Annotated in this window: 17 protein-coding genes; 11 read left to right on the top strand and 6 right to left on the bottom strand. The window is 71.0% G+C overall.

Annotated elements, in window-relative coordinates:
• Positions 1-181 precede the first annotated feature (181 nt).
• Complete coding sequence (locus ABEA82_RS00975; protein WP_345659387.1) at positions 182-847, top strand: TetR family transcriptional regulator; 666 nt, start codon at positions 182-184, stop codon at positions 845-847.
• A gap of 393 nt (positions 848-1,240) precedes the next feature.
• Positions 1,241-1,561, top strand: a complete 321-nt coding sequence (locus ABEA82_RS00980) for a GYD domain-containing protein (protein WP_345659388.1) — start codon at positions 1,241-1,243, stop codon at positions 1,559-1,561.
• Between the two features lie 372 nt (positions 1,562-1,933).
• Here ABEA82_RS00980 and ABEA82_RS00985 read toward each other — a convergent pair whose 3' ends face one another.
• Complete coding sequence (locus tag ABEA82_RS00985; protein WP_345659389.1) at positions 1,934-2,167, bottom strand: ferredoxin; 234 nt, start codon at positions 2,165-2,167, stop codon at positions 1,934-1,936.
• Positions 2,168-2,169: 2 nt separating this feature from the next.
• The gene (locus ABEA82_RS00990) at positions 2,170-3,621 is read right to left on the bottom strand and encodes an aldehyde dehydrogenase (protein ID WP_345659390.1); all 1,452 of its coding nucleotides are present in this window, start codon (positions 3,619-3,621) and stop codon (positions 2,170-2,172) included.
• 177 nt (positions 3,622-3,798) lie between these two features.
• Here ABEA82_RS00990 and ABEA82_RS00995 point away from each other — a divergent pair, with 177 nt between their 5' ends.
• Together ABEA82_RS00995 and ABEA82_RS01000 are read left to right on the top strand one after the other, a co-directional pair.
• The gene (locus ABEA82_RS00995) at positions 3,799-4,824 is read left to right on the top strand and encodes a Strvi_7410 family MBL fold metallo-hydrolase (RefSeq protein ID WP_345659391.1); all 1,026 of its coding nucleotides are present in this window, start codon (positions 3,799-3,801) and stop codon (positions 4,822-4,824) included.
• 193 nt (positions 4,825-5,017) lie between these two features.
• Positions 5,018-5,923, top strand: coding sequence for a helix-turn-helix domain-containing protein (locus tag ABEA82_RS01000; protein WP_345659392.1), 906 nt, complete (start codon positions 5,018-5,020; stop codon positions 5,921-5,923).
• Positions 5,924-5,949: 26 nt separating this feature from the next.
• On the opposite strand, the gene ABEA82_RS01005 is transcribed toward ABEA82_RS01000, so the two are convergent.
• A complete protein-coding gene (locus tag ABEA82_RS01005; RefSeq protein WP_345659393.1) occupies positions 5,950-6,765 on the bottom strand; it encodes an SAM-dependent methyltransferase in 816 nt (271 codons plus the stop codon).
• Positions 6,766-7,128: 363 nt separating this feature from the next.
• On the opposite strand from ABEA82_RS01005, the gene ABEA82_RS01010 reads away from it, so the two are divergent.
• The 5 genes from ABEA82_RS01010 to ABEA82_RS01030 all read left to right on the top strand — a co-directional run bounded on the left by ABEA82_RS01010 (position 7,129) and on the right by ABEA82_RS01030 (position 12,685).
• Positions 7,129-8,340 (top strand): SCO2321 family membrane protein, encoded by a 1,212-nt coding sequence (locus tag ABEA82_RS01010; protein WP_345659394.1) that lies wholly within the window; start codon positions 7,129-7,131, stop codon positions 8,338-8,340.
• The gene (locus ABEA82_RS01015) at positions 8,337-8,966 is read left to right on the top strand and encodes an SCO2322 family protein (RefSeq protein ID WP_345659395.1); all 630 of its coding nucleotides are present in this window, start codon (positions 8,337-8,339) and stop codon (positions 8,964-8,966) included. Before ABEA82_RS01010 ends, ABEA82_RS01015 begins: the two co-directional genes overlap by 4 nt.
• An 85-nt stretch (positions 8,967-9,051) precedes the next feature.
• Positions 9,052-10,188, top strand: coding sequence for a CbiQ family ECF transporter T component (locus tag ABEA82_RS01020; protein ID WP_425588461.1), 1,137 nt, complete (start codon positions 9,052-9,054; stop codon positions 10,186-10,188).
• Complete coding sequence (locus ABEA82_RS01025; protein WP_345659396.1) at positions 10,185-11,864, top strand: ABC transporter ATP-binding protein; 1,680 nt, start codon at positions 10,185-10,187, stop codon at positions 11,862-11,864. Before ABEA82_RS01020 ends, ABEA82_RS01025 begins: the two co-directional genes overlap by 4 nt.
• A complete protein-coding gene (locus ABEA82_RS01030; RefSeq protein ID WP_345659397.1) occupies positions 11,861-12,685 on the top strand; it encodes an ECF transporter S component in 825 nt (274 codons plus the stop codon). Before ABEA82_RS01025 ends, ABEA82_RS01030 begins: the two co-directional genes overlap by 4 nt.
• Positions 12,686-12,908: 223 nt before the next feature.
• Here ABEA82_RS01030 and ABEA82_RS01035 read toward each other — a convergent pair whose 3' ends face one another.
• A complete protein-coding gene (locus ABEA82_RS01035) occupies positions 12,909-14,144 on the bottom strand; it encodes a cytochrome P450 (protein ID WP_345659398.1) in 1,236 nt (411 codons plus the stop codon).
• 217 nt (positions 14,145-14,361) lie between these two features.
• Here ABEA82_RS01035 and ABEA82_RS01040 point away from each other — a divergent pair, with 217 nt between their 5' ends.
• Positions 14,362-15,531 (top strand): steroid 3-ketoacyl-CoA thiolase, encoded by a 1,170-nt coding sequence (locus ABEA82_RS01040; protein WP_345659399.1) that lies wholly within the window; start codon positions 14,362-14,364, stop codon positions 15,529-15,531.
• Here ABEA82_RS01040 and ABEA82_RS01045 read toward each other — a convergent pair.
• Both ABEA82_RS01045 and ABEA82_RS01050 read right to left on the bottom strand, forming a co-directional pair.
• Positions 15,515-15,793 (bottom strand): DUF397 domain-containing protein, encoded by a 279-nt coding sequence (locus ABEA82_RS01045; protein ID WP_345659400.1) that lies wholly within the window; start codon positions 15,791-15,793, stop codon positions 15,515-15,517. The genes ABEA82_RS01040 and ABEA82_RS01045 overlap by 17 nt on opposite strands.
• Complete coding sequence (locus ABEA82_RS01050; protein ID WP_345659401.1) at positions 15,753-16,601, bottom strand: helix-turn-helix domain-containing protein; 849 nt, start codon at positions 16,599-16,601, stop codon at positions 15,753-15,755. The genes ABEA82_RS01045 and ABEA82_RS01050 overlap by 41 nt, the downstream gene beginning before the upstream one ends.
• A gap of 93 nt (positions 16,602-16,694) precedes the next feature.
• Between ABEA82_RS01050 and ABEA82_RS01055 the strand changes: the two genes are divergently transcribed.
• Positions 16,695-17,105 carry an ATP-binding protein gene (locus ABEA82_RS01055; RefSeq protein ID WP_345659402.1) on the top strand — a complete coding sequence of 137 codons (411 nt, stop codon included), beginning with the start codon at positions 16,695-16,697 and terminating at the stop codon, positions 17,103-17,105.
• Positions 17,106-17,119: the final 14 nt, after the last annotated feature.

Consider the following 17,119-nt stretch of genomic DNA (forward strand, 5'->3'; position numbering starts at 1 on the left):
CGAGATTACGCCGGGACGCTAATCTAGAACAAGTTCCAGACTTGATCGTTCGGAGGCTCTGAATCTACCGGCAGGTAGGGGCGCTGTGACCAGTGGATCAGGTGATTCACGCCACGGCCGGTGCCGTGCCATGCTGTGTGATCACTCGTCCTCACGGACGGTCACGGAACGGGACGGACACATGCCCGCAGAAGCCAAGGTGAGCACCAAGGTGAACAAGCAGGCCAAGGTGGAAGCCAGAGCGGCGATCCCCGCCTCCCCTCCCCTCACGGAGCGACAGGAGGCCCGCCGCCGCCGCATCCTGCACGCGAGCGCGCAGCTGGCCAGCCGGGGCGGCTTCGACGCCGTGCAGATGCGCGAGGTCGCGGAGTCCTCGCAGGTGGCGCTCGGCACCCTGTACCGCTACTTCCCCTCCAAGATCCACCTTCTGGTCGCCACCATGCAGGACCAGTTGGAGCACATGCACGGCACGCTGCGGAAGAAGCCCCCGCAGGGCGAGACGGCGGCCGAGCGGGTCGCCGAGACGCTGATGCGGGCCTTCCGGGCCCTCCAGCGGGAACCTCATCTGGCCGACGCGATGGTCCGCGCCCTCACCTTCGCCGACCGCAGTGTGAGCCCCGAGGTCGACCAGGTCTCGCGGCAGACGACGGCGATCATCCTGGACGCGATGGGGTTGGAGAACCCGACTCCGGAGCAGCTCTCGGCGGTCCGGGTCATCGAGCACACCTGGCACTCGGCGCTGATCACCTGGCTCTCGGGCCGCGCCTCCATCGCCCAGGTGAAGATCGACATCGAGACGGTGTGCCGTCTGATCGACCTGACCGCGGCCCCCTCCGACCGCCCCTGAAAAACGCGGGGACCTACGAGACGGGTTCCCTTCGCCGGCATGGTCCGGATCAGGTGATGGGGGTCGCCTTCCGGTCGCCTGGCCTTTCGGCCCTGCGTCCTTCCGGCCTCTCAGCCCTACCGTCGCAGTCGGCACCGGCGGAAGCCGAAGCTTCCTGCCGCCGTCGGCTACTCCGGTCGGACTCCCTCACTCGCCTCGTAGGCCACTTCCAGGCTAGAACTTCTGCCAGCAGATGAAACCCCCCTATGCCATATTTTTTGGGAATTCTTCCGTTGATCTCACCCTTGATCCCGCCCATCCTGCCGACGCGCGGCTCGCCGCGACGTGGGCATGAAACAGAAGGAACATAGGAGGGTAAGAGCGGCTGTTGAGACAAAGGGGAAGGTGGCCCTCATGTCGAAGTACCTCTTCAAGTCCAGGCTCACCCCGGACGGGATGAAAGGTCTGCTCAGCGAAGGCGCCAAGGCACGGCGTGAGGCCGTCGGACGCATGGTCGAGGACCTCGGGGGCCGGGTGGAGGCGATGTACTGGGCGTTCGGCGACGAAGACGTCTACGTCACGGCGGAGCTGCCCGGCAACACCTCCGCCGCCGCGATGGGCATGGTCGTGTCGTCCGTCGGCGGGGTGCGCACCACTACGGTCGTACTGCTGTCGGCCGACGAGATCGACGAGGCGGTCCGCCAGGAGGTCCATTACCGGCCACCCGGCGGCTGACCGGCACCGCCCGCCGACCGCCAGGGTCGGTCGTCCGGATCACACCGCGGACGCGGTACCTGGGACGCGCGTCACCTCCGCAGCAGCCACCTCCGCCGCCTGAGGCGCCCGCGCGGGGTGCCGGGGCGGGGCGGAGGCAGAGCCGCCGACCACGACCGACGCGAGCGCGCCGAGCGCGCCGTTGCCGCCGGTGGCCGCCCCCCTCCGCCGGGTGAGGCCCCGGCTCACCGGCGCGGAGGGGCTGCCGCTGCCCTGCGGCGGCGCGGGGTGCCCCCTGCTCGGGCGGAGCCGGGACCTCGTGGAGCGTGCTCTCGGCGTGCAGCGGGGGGAGCGTGCCGGGCGTCGGGGGCAGGCGGGGGTCGCGGACTCGGCCTAGTCCTCCGGCGGGAACACCGCCTCCCCGCTGCCCCCCAGGGTGATCACGATCGCCTCCACCGGGCAGCTCTCCGCGGCCTCCAGGACCCGCTCGTTCGCGTCCGTGTCCGGGGCGAGCGGGCGGGACTGGCGGGCGGAGTCCAGGCGGAAGCCGTCCGGCGCGTGGTGGAGGCACTGGGCGGAGCCGATGCACAGGGAGCGGTCGACCTCGATGTGCCAGCGGTCGCCCATCGCTATGCCTGCGCCGGGAGGTGGATCATCTTGTGCTCCAGGTACTCGCCGTATCCCTCGGGGCCGAACTCCCGCCCGAGGCCCGAGTTCTTGTAGCCGCCGAAGGGGCCCAGCATGTCCAGGCTGAAGGTGTTGACGGAGTACGTGCCGGTACGGACCTGCCGTGCGATGTCGATGCCGTGCTCGACGTCCGCGGTCCAGACGCTGCCGCTCAGCCCGTAGTCGGAGTCGTTGGCGATCTTCACGGCGTCGGACTCGTCGTCGTAGGGCAGCAGGCAGATGACCGGGCCGAAGATCTCCTCGCGGGCTATGCGCATGGAGTTGTCGACGTCGCCGAAGAGGGTCGGTTCGACGTACCAGCCGCGGTCCAGGCCGGCCGGGCGCCCGCCGCCCGTGAGGATCTTCGCGCCCTCCTCCTGCCCGATCCGTATGTAGTCGAGGTTGCGCTGCTGCTGCCGCCGCGCCACCAGCGGGCCCACCTGGGTGGCCGGGTCCAGCGGGTCGCCGACGGTCAGCGCGCTCGCCGCCGCGGCGAGGGCGTCGGCGAACTCGTCGTAGCGGGAGCGCGGGAGGAGGATGCGGGTCTGGGCGACACAGGCCTGCCCGTTGTTCATCCAGGCGGCGGGGGCGATGCCGGCCACGGCCGTCTCGACGTCCGCATCGGGCAGCACGACGGCCGCCGACTTGCCGCCCAGTTCCAGCGTCACTCGGGTGAGGTTGCGGGCCGCGACCTCCATCACGCGCCGGCCGGCCGCGACCGACCCGGTGAAGGACACCTTGTCGACACCGGGGTGCCCGACCAGATACTCGCTGACCTCCCGGTCGGCGGGCAGGATCGACAGCACGCCCTCCGGCAGCCCGGCCTCGCGGGCGATCTCGCCGAGCAGGTAGGCGTCGAGCGGTGACTCGGGCGAGGGCTTGAGCACGGCCGTGCAGCCGGCGAGCAGCGCGGGGGCGAGTTTGGCGGCGGCGGTGAACTGCGGGACGTTCCAGGGGATCACCGCGGCCACGACCCCGACCGGCTCCCGCCGCACCAGGATCCTGCCCAGGACGCCGTCGCGCCGCTCCTCGTAGGTGAAGTTCCGGGCGACCGTGATCGCCGAGTCCCACACCATCACCGCGCCGAGGGCCTGGGCGAGGACGCTCCAGGAGTACGGCGAGCCGTTCTGGCCGGAGATCACGCGGGCGATCTCGTCGTGCCGGAGGGCGATGCCGTCCTTGATCCGGCCCACGACCTCGATCCGCTCGTCGAGGCTCATCCGCGGCCAGGGCCCCTCGTCGAAGGCCCGCCGCGCCACCGCCACGGCCCGGTCGACATCGGCCGTCGAGGCGTGCGGGACGCGCCCGACGACCTCTTCCGTGTGCGGCGAGATCACCTCGATGACGTCCTGGCCCAGGGGGTCGGTCAACTCCCCGCCGACGAACAGCTGTCCGTGTTCCACGAGCTCGGTCATGGCCGACTGCCTCCCCAGGAGCGCGTCTCTGACGAACCATCAGATATGCCCACTGATACCAGCCCCGACCCGAGGAGTCCACGGACGCACACCACCCGGAGACGGCCGTCGTCCTTCCGGGATCCCATTGGAACCGGTTCTAGTTATAGTGACGGGGACGCGGCGACAGGGGAGCCCATGACACAGGTGACCGACCACGGCGGAGGCGTCCGCTCCCTCCGCGTCCCCATCCCGGACAATCCCCTCGGCCACACGCTCGTGTACGTCGTCGACACCGACCGCGGGCCGGTCCTGATCGACACCGGCTGGGACGACCCGGAGTCCTGGGACACCCTCGCGGACGGCCTCGCGGCCTGCGGCACCTCGGCCGCCGAGATCCACGGCGTGGTCGTCACCCACCACCACCCGGACCACCACGGCCTCTCCGGCCGGGTGCGGGAGGCCTCGGGCGCCTGGATCGCCATGCACGCGGCGGACACCGCGGTCGTACGGCGGACCCGTGAGGCCCGGCCCGCGCGCTGGTTCACGTACATGACGGCCAAGCTGACCGCCGCCGGTGCGCCCGAGGAGCACATCGCGCCGCTGCGCGCGGCCCGCCCCCGTACCCTGCCCGGCCTCTCCCCCGCCCTGCCCGACCGCGACATCGTCCCCGGCGAACTCCTCGACCTGCCCGGCCGCCGCCTGCGCGCGATCTGGACCCCGGGGCACACGCCCGGCCACGTCTGCCTCCACCTCGAAGAGACCCATCCCGCACAACTCCCCGGCCACGGGCGCCTGTTCTCCGGCGACCACCTGCTGCCCGGGATCACCCCGCACATCGGCCTCTACGAGGACCCCGACGACACCACCATCACCGACCCGCTGGGCGACTACCTCGACTCCCTCGAACGCGTGGGCCGCCTCGCCCCCGCCGAGGTGCTCCCGGCCCACCAGCACCCCTTCCCCGACGCCGCCGCCCGCGTACACGAACTCCTCACCCACCACGAGGCCCGCCTCACCGGCCTGCTGACCCTCCTGGCCGAGCCGCTCACCCCCTGGCAGCTCGCCGAACGCATGGAGTGGAACCGTCCCTGGGCGCAGATCCCCTACGGGTCCAGGAACATCGCCGTCTCGGAGGCCGAGTCGCATCTGCGCCGCCTGGTGAAGCTGGGCCGGGCGGAGGCGGTTCCGGGGAGCGACCCGGTGACGTACGTGGCGGTGTGAATTCGGGTCGTGGGCCGGGGCCCCGGGTGCCGCGCACGACTCGGACGCTCCACCTGCCCTTCGGCGGCCCCACCCCGCGCGTGAACGCGCCTTTGGCATAGACCGGATGGTGGCGGGGCAAGGCCCCTAGGATGAATGCGCCGCGACTCTTCAGCGCGTGCGGAGTTGCGTTCCACCGCAAGGAGACATGCCCATGGGCACCGAAGAGGCCGCTCGCACATCGCCCTTCAACGGAGTCCTGGACGGGAGGTCGGCCGGGCCCATGGTGCCGCGGCTGGCGCTGGGGGCGCGGTTGCGCCGGCTGCGGGAGGAGCGCGGCATCGGCCGTGCGGAAGCGGGACACGTCATCCGCTCCTCCGCGTCCAAGATCAGCCGGATGGAGGGCGGGCGCCACGGATTCAAACTGCGGGACGTCGAGGACCTGCTCACGCTCTACGACGTCACGGACGAGGCCGAGCGCGCCACGCTGATGGTGCTGGCCGAGGAGGCCAACACCCACGCCTGGTGGCAGTACTACAGCGACGTGGTGCCCGCCTGGATGCAGACCTACCTCGGCGCCGAACAGGCAGCGAGCGTCATCCGCTGCTACCAGGTGCAGCGCGTGCCGGCGCTGCTCCAGACCGCCGACTACGCGCGGGCCGCCGTCCGGCTCGCCCATCCGGACGCCGGTGCGGAGGAGATCGACCGCCGGGTCGCGCTGCGGATGACCCGGCAGCGGGTGCTGCACCGGCGGCCCGCACCACAGCTGTGGGCCGTGATCGACGAGGCGGCGCTGCGTCGCCAGGTGGGCGGCCCCGCGGTGATGCGCGACCAGCTGAGGCATCTCATCGAGGTCTGCCGGCTCCCCCAGGTCACGGTCCAGATCCTGCCGTTCCTCTCCGGCGGTCACGCCGCGGAGGGCGGCCCGGTCACCATCCTGCGCCTGCCGGGCGGCGAGCTGCCGGACGTGGTCTACCTGGAGCAGCTCACCACCGCCCTGTACCCCGACAGGACGGCCGACATCGAGCGCTACTGGGACGCCATGAACCGGCTGGTGGTCGAAGCCCAGTCACCCGACGAGACTCCGACCATCCTGCACCGCGTCCTCCAGGAGACCTGAGCGGGGCCGCCGCACGGCTCGGCGCTTCAGCGCTTGAGGGCGACCCCGCCGTACTGGTGCACCTCCGCCGGCAGGCCCAGGGCCTCGGCGTCGGGGCGCCAGCGCGAGCACGACGTCACGCCCGGCTCCAGCAGCTCCAGACCGTCGAAGTAGCGGGCGATCTGCTCGGGGCTGCGGAGGATGTACGGGACCGAGCCACCGTCGTTGTACTGCTGGATGGCCCGGACGTACTCCTCGCTGGTGTCGGTGCTGTCGTACTGCACGAGGTAGCTGCCCGGGGGCAGGGCGTCCACCAGTTGCCGCACGATCGCGCGCGCCTCGTCGTGGTCCTCGATGTGGCCGAGGATGCCCATCAGCATGAGGGCGACGGGCTGGTCGAAGTCGAGTGTCTTCCCGGCCTCCCGGACGATGGTCTCCGGGTCGCGCAGGTTGGCGTCGACGTAGTTGGTGACGCCTTCCGGGGTGCTGGTGAGCAGTGCGCGGGCGTGGGCCAGCACCAGCGGGTCGTTGTCGACGTAGACGATCCGGCTCTCCGGTGCCACCCGCTGGGCGATCTGGTGGGTGTTGTCCACGTTCGGCAGGCCGGTGCCGATGTCCAGGAACTGGCGGATGCCCTCTTCGGCGGCCAGATGACGGACGGCACGGGCGAGGAAGTAGCGGGCGGCGCGGGCTCCGGTCTCGATACCCGGGAAGATCTCGCGGAACGCGTCACCGGCCACACGGTCGACTTCGTAGTTGTCCTTCCCGCCCAGCCAGTAGTTCCAGATCCGGGCCGAGTGCGGAACCGAGGTGTCGATCTTGGTGAGCGGCTCCTGCCCGGAGTTCTCCGCCTGATCAGTCATGGACGCTCCTGCGTGTGGTCGTGGAGGCCCACGTTAGCTTGTTTGCCTGAGAGACAGGATCAACTCCCCGGCCGCATCGAGCAGTTCGACCGGGGACCGAAGCTACCCTCGGCCGCTTCGTTACGTGCGGGTACAGTAGGCGGGTCGTCATCACCCGTACGGGGGGAAGCCGGTGCAATTCCGGCGCTGACCCGCAACCGTGAACCGCCGCCAAGGTGGTGAGCCGGATCGCCCCGCACGGTTCGTGACCGGCTCGCGTGCCCGGCAGCCCGCCGGTGCGCGGCACCGTCGAGGTATACGGAGCCGAGCCGCCGGGGTGTCCGGTGCTGCCCGGCTCCCCGCAGGGAGAGGCACCCGCCGATCATGAACGTCCGCCGCAGCGCCGCGGTCCTGGCCGCCGTCGCCGTGATCGGCGCCGCCACCCCGGCCGTCGCCGAGCCGTCACCTTCTCCGTCCCAGGCGTTCCCGTCCGCGCTCTACGGCGACAAGGATCCCAAGTTCGACGGCGTCTGGCGGCAGTCGCTCGCGCTGCTCGCCCAGGACACGGTGGGGGTGCGGCCCGCGCCGAAGTCCGTCGAGTGGCTGGCGCGGCAGCAGTGCGCGGACGGCGGGTTCGCCGCCTACCGCGCCGACCCCACCACCGCGTGCGACGCCAAGACCATGCTCGACACCAACGCCACCTCCGCCGCCGTCCAGGCCCTCGCCGCGCTCGGCGGACACGACACCGCCACGGACAAGGCCGTCGGCTGGCTCAAGTCCGTCCAGAACCAGGACGGCGGCTGGGGCTACGCGCCCGGCGGCGCCAGCGACACCAACTCCACGTCCGTCGTCATCGGCGCGCTCACCGCAGTCGGCGAGAAGCCGGACCGGGTCGAGAAGGACGGCAGGTCGCCCTACGACGCCCTGCTGAAGCTGACCCTGGGCTGCGACGGCGACGGCGCGGGCGCGTTCGCCTTCCAGCCGGACAAGAAGGGCGAACTGGCCGCCAACGCGGACGCGACGGCGGCCGGTGTACTCGGCTCACTGGGCGAGGGCATGGTGGTGAAGCCCGGCAAGAAGTCCGGCCAGGCCTGCGCGAAGGCCGGTACGCCGGAGCAGGCGGCGTCCAACGGAGCGGCATACCTCACCTCCGCCCTCGCCAAGGACGACGGCCACCTCACCTCCGCCCTCGCCGGTTCCGACCCCCAGCCCGACTACGGCAACACCGCCGACGCGGTCGTCGCCCTGGCGGCCCGGGGCGAGACCGCCCAGGCGGAGAAGTCCCTGCGCTGGCTGGAGAAGAACTCCGCGACCTGGGCGGCCCAGAGCGGTCCCGCCGCCTACGCCCAGCTGATCTTCGCGGCCCACGCGACGGGCGCGAACCCGCGTGCCTTCGGCGGCGCGGACCTGGTGAAGCAGCTGAACGCGACGGGCCCGGCCCCGCGCACGGCCGCGAAGGCCGGAACGGCGGAGGAGAAGAGCGACTCGGGCTCGGACTTCTTCGGCGTCTGGTGGTACGTCGGCGTCTGCCTCGTCGCCGGTGCCGGCATCGGCTTCCTCTTCAGCGGCGGCCGCAGGAAGAAGCAGCAGCCGTGATCCGCCGAGCCGTTCTCCTCCTCCTGGCCCCGCTCCTGCTGTGCGCGGGTGCGGGCCAGGCCCAGGCGGCCGGTTACCGCTACTGGGCGTTCTGGGAACGCGACGGCGACCACTGGGTCTACGCCACCCAGGGCCCCTCCACGTCCCGCCCCTCGGACGGCGACGTCCAGGGCTTCCGCTTCGCGGTGAGCGAGGACTCCGCGGACGCGGCCCGACCGCGTGGCGAGGCCGACTTCGGCACGATCTGCGCGAAGACGCCCGCGCGGGACGGCAAGAAGCGCGTGGCCCTGCTCCTCGACTTCGGCACGAAGACGGACGCCCCGCCCGGCGAAACCCCACCCCCCACCCGCACGGCCTGCGCCCAGCTCTCCCCCGACGCGACCACGGCCGAGGCCCTGGCATCAGCGGCCAAGCCCCTCCGCTACGACACGAACGCGCTGTTGTGCGCGATCGCGGACTACCCGGAGAAGGGCTGCGGAGAACAGGTGAAGTCCAAGGAGCAGCCCTCGACCACCCCGAAGCAGCACAAGGGCCCGTCCCTCGGCCTGTGGACAGGAGCCGCCGCGATAGCCCTCCTGGCAGCAGCAACAACCTGGCAGGTACGCCGACGTGGTCACTCGTCCTAGCTGCGGGCAGTCGTGCCGCCCCAGCTGCGGGCAGTCGTGCCGCTGGGGCGATGGGGGTCCCCCTTGCTCGAGCGAAGCCGAGAGCTTGGGGGAGGGTGGGCGCAGCGGCACCCCGCAGCGCCGGGCTGCGCAAACGCCCCGACCCCAGCACCAGCGCCGAGGACAACTGCACCCCGGCGCCTGGTGGCTCTGGTCCCTCTCCCTCGGCACCGCAGCCACCCGCACCACCAACCCCCTCCTCCTCACCCTCCTCATCACGGTCTCCGCCTACGTCGTGGCGACCCGCCGCCCGAACACCCCCTGGTCCCGCTCCTACGGCGCCTTCGTCAAACTCGCCCTCGCCGTCCTCCTCATCCGCCTCCTCTTCGCAACCGTCCTCGGCTCCCCCATCCCCGGCACCCACACCCTCCTCACCCTCCCCGAACTCCCCCTCCCCGCCTGGGCCCAGGGCATCCGCTTCGGCGGCGAGGTCACCGCCGAAGCGCTCAGCTTCGCCTTCTACGACGGCCTGAAACTGGCCACCCTCCTCATCTGCGTCGGCGCCGCGAACGCCCTCGCCAACCCCTCCCGCCTCCTCAAGTCCCTCCCGGGCGCCCTGTACGAACTGGGCGTCGCCGTCGTCGTGGCCCTCACCTTCGCGCCGAACCTCATCGCCGACGTCCAGCGCCTGCGTGCCGCCCGCCGCCTGCGCGGCCGTCCGGACAAGGGAGTTCGCGGGCTGCTGCACGTGGGCCTGCCGGTCCTGGAGGGCGCGCTGGAGCGCTCGGTGTCGCTCGCCGCCGCGATGGACGCCCGCGGCTACGGCCGCACCGCCCAGGTCCCCGCCGCCGTCCGCCGCACCACCGCCGCCCTCACCCTCGGCGGCCTGCTCGGCGTCTGCGCCGGAACGTACGGCCTGCTCACCGCCGAGGCCGGGACCTACGGCCTGCCGGTGCTGCTCACCGGCCTCACCGCCGCCCTGGCCGGTCTCCGGCTCGGCGGACGGCGCTCACCGCGCACCCGGTACCGCCCGGACCGCTGGGACGTGCGCGCCTGGCTGGTCGTCGCCTCCGGGGTCGCGGTCGCCGCACTCCTCACGATCGCCGCCACCCGCGACCCCGCGTCCCTGCACCCGGGCGTCGTCCCCCTGGTCGCCCCCACCCTCCCCCTCTGGCCCGCCGCCGGCGTACTCCTCGGCCTGCTGCCGGCGTTCGTCGCCCCCGACCCCAAGGAACCGTCGTGATCCGCTTCGAGGATGTATCCGTGACCTACGACGGTGCCGCGGAACCCACCGTCCGGGGCATCGACTTCGAGGTGCCGGAAGGTGAACTGGTCCTGCTGGCCGGCCCGTCCGGCGTCGGCAAGTCGACCGTCCTGGGCGCGGTCGCCGGACTCGTGCCGCACTTCACCGGCGGCACCCTGCGGGGCAGGGTCACGGTCGCCGGCCGCGACACCCGCACCCACAAGCCGCGCGATCTCGCCGACGTCGTCGGGACCGTCGGCCAAGACCCGCTCTCCCACTTCGTCACCGACACCGTCGAGGACGAACTCGCCTACGGCATGGAGTCGCTGGGCCTCGCCCCGGACGTGATGCGCCGCCGCGTCGAGGAGACGCTCGACCTGCTCGGCCTCGCCGCCCTGCGCGACCGCCCGATAGCCACCCTCTCCGGCGGCCAGCAGCAGCGTGTCGCGATCGGCTCGGTCCTGACACCGCACCCGAGCGTCCTCGTCCTGGACGAGCCGACCTCCGCGCTCGACCCGGCCGCCGCCGAGGAGGTCCTGGCGGTGCTCCAGCGACTCGTGCACGACCTCGGCACGACGGTCCTCATGGCCGAACACCGCCTGGAACGCGTCATCCAGTACGCCGACCAGTGCGTCCTCCTGCCCGGCCCGGGCGAACCCCCGGTCCTGGGCACCCCGGCCGAGGTCATGGCCGTCTCCCCGGTGTACCCCCCGGTGGTCGCCCTGGGCCGCCTGGCCCACTGGTCCCCCCTGCCCCTGACAGTCCGAGACGCCCGCCGCCGAGCCACAGACCTACGGCAACAACTGGAGGCACAAGAGACCATCGCCCTCAAGGGGCGCGGGGAACTGCGCGATCAGCCCCACACAGCCCGCACCCGCACGGACTCCGAACCCCCCACCCCCGTGGGCGAACTACGAGCCCTCTCAGTAACCCGCGCCCGCATCCAAGCCCTGCACGACATCACCCTCACCATCACCCCCGGCGAAACCATCGCCCTCATGGGCAGAAACGGCGCCGGCAAGTCCACCCTCCTCAACTCCCTGGTCGGCCTCGTCACCCCCAGCTCCGGAACCGTCCGCCTCGGCGAAGCCACCCCCCACCGCACCGCCCCCAAGGACCTCGTCCGCAAGGTCGGCCTGGTCCCCCAGGAACCACGCGACCTGCTCTACACCGAAACCGTCGGCGCCGAGTGCACCGCGGCCGACGAGGACGCGGGCGCCGCACCCGGCACCTGCCGCGCCCTGGTCTCCGAACTGCTCCCCGGCGTCACCGACGACCAGCACCCCCGGGACCTCTCGGAGGGCCAGCGGCTCGCCCTCGCGCTGGCCGTCGTCCTCACCGCCCGGCCCCCACTGCTCCTGCTGGACGAACCGACCCGCGGCCTGGACTACGCGGCGAAGGCCCGCCTGGTGATCGTGCTGCACGGCCTCGCCGCCGAGGGGCACGCCATCGTGCTGGCCACGCACGACGTGGAGCTGGCGGCCGAGATCGCCGACCGGGTGGTGCTCCTGGCCGACGGGGAGGTGATCGCCGACGGGCCGACGGCGGACATCGTGGTCTCCTCCCCGTCCTTCGCCCCGCAGGTCACCAAGATCCTGGCCCCGCAACACTGGCTCACGGTCTCCCAGGTCCGCGCGGCGCTGCGCCACGCCCCTCACTCACGGGCCGACTCGTGAACACCCGGAAGCAGGCCCGGGCCGTCCGCCTCGGCCCTCGCTCCCTCGCCGCCCTGGTCCTCGTCAGCGCCGTGGGTGTGGTCGGCTTCGGCTGGCCGTTCCTGACCCCGCCCGGCTCGCGGCTCAGCGCCCACGCGCAGGACGCGCCCTGGCTCTTCGCCGGTCTGCTGGTGCTGCTCGTGGCGGTGGTGGCCGCGGCGATCTCGGAGTCCGGTCTCGGCCCGAAGGCGGTGGCGATGCTCGGCGTCCTGGCCGCCACGGGGGCGGCGCTGCGGCCGATCGGGGCGGGTACCGCCGGTATCGAGCCGATGTTCTTCCTGATGGTGCTGAGCGGGCGGGTCCTCGGTCCGGGCTTCGGATTCGTCCTCGGCTCGGTGACGATGTTCGCGTCCGCGCTGCTCACAGGCGGGGTGGGGCCGTGGATGCCGTTCCAGATGCTGGCGATGGGCTGGTTCGCGATGGGCGCGGGCCTGCTCCCCGGCCCGGACCGGCTGCGCGGCCGTGCGGAGCTCGTGATGCTCGCGGCCTACGGCTTCCTCGCCGCGTTCGTCTACGGCACGGTGATGAACATGGCGGGCTGGCCGTTCATGAGCGCCCTCGCCTCGAACGTGGCCTTCGACCCGCATGCGGCGGTCGCCACGAACCTGGCCCGTTTCCTCGCGTACTGCCTGGCCACCTCGCTCGGCTGGGATCTGGGCCGGGCCGTCGTCACGGTCGTGCTGACGCTGCTCGTCGGCCCGGCCGTGCTCAGGGCGCTGCGGCGGGCCACGCGCCGGGCGGCCTTCGAGACGCCGGTCACGTTCGAGGCGCCCCGGCAGTGAAGCCCCCCACATGACCCACGTCACGTACGAAGCGAGGTCGTAGGAACAAGTCCCCGGTCACACGGGTGGAGCCGCGCCCGACATGCGGCCCGGCCTAGTAAAGGGGGGCTTTGCGGGCACGGGCCGGCCCTGTTTCTCTGGTCGGCAAGGCGGCGGCCCCCCGATCCCCGGGGCCGCCGCCTTTCCCCTGTCCGCCGCTCTTCCCCCTGTCCGGCCCGGTACGTCAGCCCGTGCTCACCCGGAGTTCCTTCACGCCGTTGATCCACGCCGACCGCAGCCGGCGCGGGTCCTCGACCAGCCGCAGACCCGGCATGGTGTCGGCGACGGCGTTGAAGATGAGGTCGATCTCCAGCACGGCGAGGGACTTCCCCAGGCAGTAGTGCGGGCCGCCCCCGCCGAAACCCAGATGCGGGTTGGGGTCGCGGGTGACGTCGAAGCCGTCGGGCTCGTCGAACACCTCGGGGTCGTGGTTGGCGGAGGCGTAGAACAGGCCCACCCGGTCGCCCTCGCGAATCAGCTTGCCGCCGAGCTCGGTGTCCTGGGTGGCGGTGCGCTGGAAGGCCGCGACCGGGGTCGCCCAGCGCACGATCTCCTCGGCCGCCGTCGCCGGGCGCTCCCTCTTGTACAGCTCCCACTGTCCGGGGTGGGTGAGGAAGGCGTGCATGCCGTGGGTGATGGCGTTGCGGGTGGTCTCGTTGCCCGCGACGGCCAGCATCAGCACGAAGAAGCCGAACTCGTCGGAGCTGAGATTGCCCTCGTCCTCCGCCGCCACGAGCTGACTGACGATGTCCTGGGCCGGGCACTGCTTGCGGTCGGCGGCCATGTTCATCGCGTAGGCGATGATCTCCGTGGCCGACTCGGCGCCGACCTCCTCCGTGATGGCGTACTCAGGGTCGTCGTAGGCGATCATCTTGTTGGACCAGTCGAAGATCTTGTCCCGGTCCTCCTGCGGGACGCCGATCAGCTCGGCGATCGCCTGGAGGGGCAGTTCGCAGGCCACCTGGGTGACGAAGTCGAAGGGCTCGGTGTGCGCGCGGGCCTTCTCGACGATGGCGTGGGCGCGGTTCCGCAGCCTCTCCCCGAGGGCGCGGATCGCCCGGGGCGTGAACCCGCGCTGCACGATCTGCCGCACCCGCGTGTGCTCCGGCGGGTCCATGTTGAGCAGGATGAACCGCTGGGCGTCGATGGCGTCGCGCTCGATGTGCTCGTTGAAGCGGATGATCGCCGTGTTGAGGTACGACGAGAACAGCTCCGGGTGCGTGGAGACGTACTTGACGTCGGAATGCCGGGTGACCGCCCAGTATCCCTCGTCCTGGAAACCGGCGAGACCTCGCGGCTGCGGCACCCAGCAGACCGGCTCCACCCGGCGCAGCTCGGCGAACTCCGGCAGGGGCACGCGGTGGTGCAGCAGGTCGGGGTCGGTGAAGTCGAACCCGTCGGGCAGCGCGGGACAGGGCATGGGCGGCTCCCACCACTCGTACCGACTCTGAGTCTGACGGCCCATCAGCTGTGCGGAGTTGCGGTGACGGTAGTAACGGGTTCTACAAGTAGCAAGAGGCACGAGCCTCCCAATTGCCCGCACAACCCTTGCGATCGACGAGCAGCCCTCAGCACACTGCTGACAGAACTAGAACGCGTACTAGTTCCGCTGAGCCTCCCGGAGAGGACCCGCACCCATGGCTGCCGAACCCGTGATCGTCGAAGCCGTACGCACCCCGATCGGCAAGCGCGGCGGCGCGCTCGCCAACCTGCACCCCGCCTATCTGCTGGGCGAGACGTACCGCGAGCTCCTCGGCCGCACCGGCATCCCCGCCGACTGCGTCGAGCAGATCGTCGGCGGCACGGTCACCCACGCCGGCGAGCAGTCCATGAACCCCGCGCGCACGGCCTGGCTCACGATGGGACTCCCCTGCGAGACGGCCGCGACGACCGTCGACGCGCAGTGCGGGTCCTCGCAGCAGGCCTCGCACATGGTGGCCAACATGGTCGCGGCGGGCGTGATCGACGTCGGCATCTCGTGCGGGGTGGAGTCGATGTCGCGGGTGCCGCTGGGGTCGGGCTCGAAGCACGGGCCGGGCAAGCCGTTCCCCGACGAGTGGAACGTGGACCTGCCGAACCAGTTCGAGGCGGCGGAGCGGATCGCCCGTCACCGGGGCCTGACGAGGGAGAACGTCGACGCCCTCGGGCTCGCCTCCCAGGAGCGGGCCGCGCACGCCTGGGCGGAGGAGCGTTTCAAACGAGAGACGTTCGCGGTCCAGGTCCCCACGACCGAGGAGGAGCAGCACGCCGGGCAGGGCATGTGGCGCCTGGTCGACAGGGACGAGGGCCTGCGCGACACGACGGCGGAAGCGCTGGCGTCCCTTAAGCCGATCATGCCCACGGCGGTCCATACGGCCGGCAACTCCTCGCAGATCTCCGACGGGGCGGCGGCGATCATGTGGGCGTCGAAGAGGATGACCAGGGCCCTGAAGCTGAGGCCCCGGGCCCGGATCGTCGCCCAGGCGCTGGTCGGTTCCGACCCCCACTTCCACCTCGACGGCCCCATCGACGCGACCAGGGCGGTACTGGGCAAAGCCGGGATGTCCCTGAAGGACATCGACCTGGTGGAGATCAACGAGGCGTTCGCGTCGGTCGTGCTGAGCTGGGTGCGGGTCTTCGAGCAGGACCTGTCGAAGGTGAACGTCAACGGCGGCGCGATCGCACTCGGGCACCCGGTGGGAGCGACCGGGGCCCGTCTCATCACGACGGCACTTCATGAACTTGAGCGCACGGACAAGGAGTTCGCGCTGATCACCATGTGTGCGGGGGGCGGGTTGGCCACCGGCACGATCATTCAGCGGTTGTAGATGTCCAGTTGATGAAAGTGGTGAAGGCGGCGGGATCGAGGGTGAGGATCGGTCCCGCCGGGGTCTTGCTGTCGCGTATGGCGACGGTGGCGTGCGGGGATTTGGCGATCTCAAGGCATTCGCCACCTTGGTCACTGCTGTGTGCGGACTTGCGCCAGGGCAAGGTGCCGATCGCCGCGCATTCCACGCAGTTGCCGCCCTGGTCGCTGCTGTAGCTGGACTTACGCCACTGGATCCCCGTCGGAAGCACGTTGCTCTCCATAGCGTTCCTCCATTACCCGCCGAATCAGCACCGCCGAGTCCCTGAGGGAGAGGGCGGCGGCTTGGAGATGATCGTAACGGAGCGAGCAGTCCTTGACGGTGTCTGGGTTGGCGGTGGGATGCGCGCTTCCGTAACCCTCCGTATAGACAATGGCGGGGTCACTCGCGAAGCGATAGAGGTCGAATGAGCCTGTCAGCCCGGCGTGCGCTCCAGCAGAGAACGGCAGCACCTGGATGTTGATGCGGGGAGTGCCCTCGAACGCCAACAGGTGGGCCAGTTGCTCCCGCATGGTTTGAGAGTCACCAATCTTCTGACACAGAGCAGCTTCGCTGAGGATCGCCCAGAAGACAGGGGGATCATTCTTCTCGAAGATGCGCTGACGGGCCAGGCGAACTGCAACGCGGTCGTCAAGGTCGGTCTGGTCAACCAAGCCGAGCACCGCACGGGCATACGCCTTGGTCTGGAGCAGCCCATGAATCATCTGCGGCTCGAAGGAGTAGATCTCGCCGGCCCGCGCCTGAAGTTCTGCCACCTGCTGGAACCAGGCCGGAAGCCGACTCCGCAGCACCAGTTCCACGAGTCGGGAGAACATGCCGTCCGTGCCCAGCGCCGCGTCGGCCCGTTCACTGAACTCCGGCGTCGGGATTTTGCGAGCCGTCTCGATCTGGCCCACCAACGAGCCCGTGTAGTTGACGACTTCCCCGAACTGCTTCTGTGTCAGCCCGGCCGCCTCTCTGTGCCGCCGCAACTCGAAGCCGTAGTAGTCGAGCGGAGATGCACCCGGGTCAAGGGCGTTGATGTGGGTCACGGCAGAAGCCCCTCTCACGCAACGCGGCCCACAACGAGACCGGTTGTATCCGTTCTGTAGCCGAGAGTAGTCACCGCACGTCAGCCTCGTCTCGTGAACGACTACATTCCCGCCCAGTACACGATGCGCCTCACCGTCGGCGAGCACGCCCCTCGGCACGTCCGTCGTATCGTCCGGTCCTTCCTCGAAGAGTGGCGCATGCCCGAGCTGTCCGACGCCGTCGAACTGGGCGTGACGGAGCTGCTCGCGAACGTCGTACGGCACGTACCGGACCGGCGCTGCGCGCTGCTGTTGCTGCGGCAGCGAAACGGCGTACGGGTGGAGGTCACGGACGGCAGCGATGAACTCCCCCGCACGCCCGCCACGCCGGACCCGGACTCCGAGAACGGACGGGGACTGCTCCTGCTCGACGCGATGGCCGACAAGTGGGGCGTGTGCCTGTGGTCGGGGGGCGGGAAGACCGTGTGGTTCGAATGCGGAGCCGAAGCCGTCGCTCTAGAGTGAACAGTCCAGTTGGG

Origin of the sequence: Streptomyces venetus, assembly GCF_039540295.1 — a bacterium.
GTDB classification, from domain to species: domain Bacteria; phylum Actinomycetota; class Actinomycetes; order Streptomycetales; family Streptomycetaceae; genus Streptomyces; species Streptomyces venetus.

Excerpts from the sequence above, each read along its gene's own strand:
- ABEA82_RS00990 (WP_345659390.1), bottom strand. The coding sequence starts at position 3,621 with ATGACCGAGCTCGTGGAACACGGACAGCTGTTCGTCGGCGGGGAGTTG.
- ABEA82_RS00980 (WP_345659388.1), top strand. The coding sequence starts at position 1,241 with ATGTCGAAGTACCTCTTCAAGTCCAGGCTCACCCCGGACGGGATGAAA.
- ABEA82_RS01045 (WP_345659400.1), bottom strand. The coding sequence starts at position 15,793 with ATGGAGAGCAACGTGCTTCCGACGGGGATCCAGTGGCGTAAGTCCAGC.
- ABEA82_RS01035 (WP_345659398.1), bottom strand. The coding sequence starts at position 14,144 with ATGCCCTGTCCCGCGCTGCCCGACGGGTTCGACTTCACCGACCCCGAC.
- ABEA82_RS00995 (WP_345659391.1), top strand. The coding sequence starts at position 3,799 with ATGACACAGGTGACCGACCACGGCGGAGGCGTCCGCTCCCTCCGCGTC.
- ABEA82_RS00975 (WP_345659387.1), top strand. The coding sequence starts at position 182 with ATGCCCGCAGAAGCCAAGGTGAGCACCAAGGTGAACAAGCAGGCCAAG.
- ABEA82_RS00985 (WP_345659389.1), bottom strand. The coding sequence starts at position 2,167 with ATGGGCGACCGCTGGCACATCGAGGTCGACCGCTCCCTGTGCATCGGC.
- ABEA82_RS01000 (WP_345659392.1), top strand. The coding sequence starts at position 5,018 with ATGGGCACCGAAGAGGCCGCTCGCACATCGCCCTTCAACGGAGTCCTG.
- ABEA82_RS01005 (WP_345659393.1), bottom strand. The coding sequence starts at position 6,765 with ATGACTGATCAGGCGGAGAACTCCGGGCAGGAGCCGCTCACCAAGATC.
- ABEA82_RS01010 (WP_345659394.1), top strand. The coding sequence starts at position 7,129 with ATGAACGTCCGCCGCAGCGCCGCGGTCCTGGCCGCCGTCGCCGTGATC.
- ABEA82_RS01040 (WP_345659399.1), top strand. The coding sequence starts at position 14,362 with ATGGCTGCCGAACCCGTGATCGTCGAAGCCGTACGCACCCCGATCGGC.